Here is a 4,462-nt window from a genome sequence, read left to right as displayed (position 1 = left end):
AGGCTGGAACACCAGCGGAACGAAGACCCCGCGGTCAGTCGTGTGATATGCGCGTTGCCGTTCACCCTTCCAGTCCCGCACAAAGGCCGCAACCCGCTCATATGAGCCATCAAAGCCAAGCTGCACCAGATCGGCATGCATCTGCTTGGCAGTCCGCCGCTCCTTGCGTGATTTGCGCCGCTCAGACAGCAACCAGGCTGTCAGCTTCTCAGCATACGGATCCAGCTTGCTCGGCCGGTCCGGTCTCTGAAACTCGGGCTCGACAATCCCAGCCCGCAGATACTTCTTGATCGTGTTGCGAGATACGCCTGTACGCCGCGCAATCTCGCGAATGGGCATCTTGTCTCGCAGCGCCCATTTCCGAATAACCCTCAAAAATCCCATGTCTACCACTCCAATAGCCCCCAGCTGAATCAAGCAGGGGCAAGGTTGCACATGGGTCAATTCTCAATGACAATTTCTGCTGTTGCCGGGTCAGTTCTCAGTGACAATCAACACATCCGCGATGCCTTGCGGCTGCGGATCAGGCCGGTGATGATGACGATGGTCTCAACAGTATTCGGCGGCTTGCCCCTGATTCTGACATCCGGTGCCGGGGCCGAAGCCCGCATCGCCGTCGGCTGGGTCATCGTCGGCGGACTTGGCTTTGCCACGGTCTTTACCCTGTTCCTGACGCCGGTGTTCTATCGCTGGATTGCGGTATGGGGCGCTGATCCGGGCATGGCGGCAAAACGGCTGTTGCATGAGACCCAAGATAGCGCCCAGATTGCCGCCGAATAATATGCCGGAATGCGCCGGCCATTAAACTGCCGTCAAAATCCCTTACCTTCGCCATTCTCCGCACGCAGAGATATGCGAGGTATAGTTTCGGCGTTGCTTGGCGTCCGCACACTCTGTGGCACGGTCACCAGCACAAGCCTGCATTGTCGGCAATCGCAAGCAATTGCTGCGCAATGAAACCGGTAAAGGGTGGTTTGAGGCATGACCTCGATTGATATTGTCAGACGAGATGATAACCCCCATGAAACCGTCCATGGTATTCGCGACGACACCAGCTCACGCGGCGTTGATCTGGAAGGTGCGACGATTACCGCCACCTATGCGGACGGCACCACCGAAACGCTTGTATGGCAGGCATTGGACCCCTACACCTTTGGCGGCGCGACGGGCACCGATATCGATATGTCCTTTGGCTTTGAGTGGCATGAACTGTCGACCGACAAGCTTCTGACCACACTTGAAATCGACCTGCAACCCGCTAGCTCGGTCTTTGATACTACCTTTGAAATGGAGGATGATTCCTATGGTGGGTCAACGCCCAGCTCCTTGAACGGTTTTCCTTTCAAGCTGGCACCGGAATACGAAACCATGTCCGGGGGGCTCACCGTGACATATTCCGGGGTTGTAAACCTGACCGGACGCGCTGCGGTCGGTGATCTTTACACAACGATGGTTGTTGATTTCACCGACCTTCCACCGGGCGGGCTGCTTGGGGATCTCAGGTGGAATTCTGACATCGACACGATGAAGGCAGCCGGCGATCTGAAGCCATCAGGCGTGCGCTGTTTTGCCCGAGGAACATTGATCACGACCGATCGCGGCGAGCTGCCTGTCGAGGCGCTGAAAACGGGTTATAAAGTGTTGACTCAGGACCACGGCTTTCAAGATCTGGTCCTGACGATGAGCCGGATCGTTGGTGCAAAAGACCTGAGAAATAACCCAAAGCTCTATCCGATACGCATCAAGGCGGACGCTCTGGGTGCAGGGATACCAAAAAGGGATCTGCTCGTGTCACGCCAGCACCGCGTCGCTGTAAAATCCGACGTTGTCAAAAGCATGTTCGGCGCCATGACTGTTCTTGTTGCAGCGATAAGATTGACCGAGCTTCCGGGTATATATGTTGAGGACACTGTCGAATGCGTCGAATATTTCCACCTCGTCTTCAAAAGGCACGAAATCATATTTGCACAAGGCACGCCGACCGAAAGCTTTTTGATAAATGCCGAAACCCAAAAGATGCTTGGGGCCGCCTTTGTGGCGCATTGCTTGGATGCTGGTGACACCGATGGTTTCGCAGAGCCTGCCTGTCTGATCCCGTCGCGCAGGGCACAAAAGAAGCTGGTCCGGCGGCACATCAAGAACACAAAGCGGCTTCTTGCCGTCTAATGGCCCCTAGGCCGTCGCTGCGCAAAGTATCTTGGCGCCTTCTGCTTCACGGTTCGGTCGCGCCACTCGGCGGCAGGCAATATTGGCTGGAACGGCCCTTCGCGGTTCAATAGGTTTGCGATGCGCGCAGTCTGTTGGTAACAACTTTGCGAGGAGAATGCTGATCGTGTCGAATCAGGCCAGTTACATGCAGAGTTTTTGTAACGGCTTTCGGGGCCGGGCCTTGTCTGTTGTGACGCCCCAGCCGCTGATTTTCTGCACGCTTTTACTGGCGATGTTCCTGTCTGGAGCTATTCCCCAAGGGTACATGCGAACCGCAGACGATGACGGCATGCAGCTTGTGCTTTGCACGCCCGAAGGCCCCACCGAGGTCTGGCTGTCGGCTGATGGCAGCATTAAGGACGAGACGCCGGCCGATAGTGCTCCCTCTCAGGTTTCTGACTGTCTTGCGATAACGCTCTCGCTGGTTTTGGTGCTGTCATGGATTGAAACGCTTGCGCAACCCGCCGCGCTTTCTCCCTATCGTGCGACGTTCATTGATCGCCGCCGCACACTTATCCTGACGCGCACACCCCAGCAGCCACGAGCGCCGCCAAGACTGGTCTGATTGAACCGGCCCGGCGTGCCTTTGATCCATGACATTCAGGATAGAAGGCAAGCAACGCCGCCCGTTTTATCTGCGCTGGCTACGTCCTTTTGGCGAATACTTCGCATCCCTTTTAGGGTGTCACCTTGCCTTGGGCACAGGTGCCAAGTCGGCGAGTTCCAGCAAAGCCATACCAAAACCCATAATTCGGAACACAAAAATGAACACCATTATCACTACAGTCGTAGCAATCGCCGCCTCAAGCACTGCCGCATTCGCGCATGTATCGCTCGTAACCCCGGAAGCGGCGCAAGGGGCCACCTACATCGGTGTGCTTAATATCGGTCGTGGCTGCGAAGGAGAGCCGACCTTGCGCCTGCGCGTTCAAATCCCCGAAGGCGTTATCGCCGTCAAACCTGCTCCAAAGGCGGGATGGGATCTCGAAATCGTCACAGGGGCTTATGAGACATCCTATGACTACTACGGCACGCCGCTGTCCGAAGGGCCGAAAGAACTGATCTGGTCGGGGACGCTTGACGACGCCCACTTTGATCAATTCGCATTTCGCGGTAAGCTGACAGACAGTTTGAAGGCTGGAAGCACCGTCTATTTCCCCGTCATTCAGGAATGCGCAAACGGATCGCACAACTGGGTCGAAATTCCGGCCGAAGGTCAGGACAGCCACGATCTTGCAGAGCCTGCAGCAGATCTGCACATCACCGAACCCCATCACAATCATTGATCAAGCAGCCTAACCGGAGGGGGATGCCTTCGGTCAGGCCATTGACCAACCTATGATTATCCTTCACGCAAAACTGCGGCGATCCGACCCTTGCCCCCCGGCCCCGCTGCATGCAACTGGCATGCTCTGGAACTTGCGTGGCGGCTATCACTTTGTGCGCATCGACATGGTGCCAACCAAAAGGAAGCCGATGCAGCGAGGAGTTTCCTGCACCAGAGAGCGCCCCCGCGCCCTTGGTGGCAGGGTGGACCTGTCTCGTTTTTCGTGCCGCCCCAGGTGCTCGTTTAAGCCATCTTACGCTCAAAAGCCAAGGGGCCTTTCCCGCCGAAGCATGAGAGGCGGCGTCGCGGATTATGGAACCCGTGTGTGGATGCCCCTTTCAATGCAAGAAGTTTTTCAGATTGCTCAGAACATGTGATCAGTGCAGTCGTGTGTCCGGCCTATATATGCAGCTTTCACACGCCGCTGGCCTGTATGGTGTCCGTGGATGGGTCCAAATCGTTGATGCGAGCACAAAGCTCCTGGCTTCTATCTGGTTTTCCCAACCCCGTCTTATGACCGTTGTTCCTTACTCTCCTTCGCCCTTCTCACATTGCCGGTTTACTCCAACGCATGGTGCAAAGCTTATGCAGCCAGCGGTGGAATTCGATCGTTCTCTTTTGTGGTTATTAACGCCCAAACAGTACGGGCAAGCTTGTTTGCCAATGCAGTCGCCACCAGCATACGAGGCTTGCGCGCCAGCATCTTGGCAAGCCATGATCCAGGTGGTGGGCCTTTCCGGATGGTCCAACGGATGACGGCCATCACGCCAGAGGCGTGCATTCGCACGACGCGCCTGTGATCAGCAACCGCCTTATATCGCGCTGCCCCATTTTTGAGGTTCTACCCAGGATTTGTCGCCCACCGGTCGACTTCTGCCTTGGTACAAGCCCGCGACCCGGGCTGCAAACTCACGCCCATTAGAAAAT

General features: G+C 56.2%; 4 protein-coding genes and 2 pseudogenes. 4 read left to right on the top strand and 2 right to left on the bottom strand.

What is annotated here, in order from left to right:
* Positions 1-384: helix-turn-helix domain-containing protein (locus tag AKU94_RS03005; protein WP_157056380.1), on the bottom strand; the 384-nt coding region annotated here is incomplete at its 3' end.
* Positions 385-498: 114 nt separating this feature from the next.
* Between AKU94_RS03005 and AKU94_RS03000 the strand changes: the two are divergent.
* The 4 genes and pseudogenes from AKU94_RS03000 to AKU94_RS02985 form a co-directional block, all read left to right on the top strand.
* Positions 499-780: pseudogene (locus AKU94_RS03000) on the top strand (efflux RND transporter permease subunit); the annotation flags it as partial.
* 201 nt (positions 781-981) lie between these two features.
* A complete protein-coding gene (locus tag AKU94_RS02995; RefSeq protein WP_050525865.1) occupies positions 982-2,166 on the top strand; it encodes a Hint domain-containing protein in 1,185 nt (394 codons plus the stop codon).
* Between the two features lie 157 nt (positions 2,167-2,323).
* Entirely contained in the window at positions 2,324-2,773 is a 450-nt protein-coding gene (locus AKU94_RS02990; protein WP_332307203.1) for a DUF2946 family protein, read from the top strand.
* Between the two features lie 199 nt (positions 2,774-2,972).
* Positions 2,973-3,494 carry a YcnI family copper-binding membrane protein gene (locus AKU94_RS02985; protein WP_050525863.1) on the top strand — a complete coding sequence of 174 codons (522 nt, stop codon included), beginning with the start codon at positions 2,973-2,975 and terminating at the stop codon, positions 3,492-3,494.
* A 624-nt stretch (positions 3,495-4,118) separates the two neighbouring features.
* Here AKU94_RS02985 and AKU94_RS20970 read toward each other — a convergent pair.
* Positions 4,119-4,462, bottom strand: a pseudogene (locus AKU94_RS20970) (transposase); the annotation flags it as partial.

The sequence above is a fragment of the Pseudorhodobacter aquimaris genome, from assembly GCF_001202025.1.
Classification (GTDB): domain Bacteria; phylum Pseudomonadota; class Alphaproteobacteria; order Rhodobacterales; family Rhodobacteraceae; genus Pseudorhodobacter; species Pseudorhodobacter aquimaris.
This window is presented reverse-complemented; position numbering and strand designations above follow the sequence as displayed.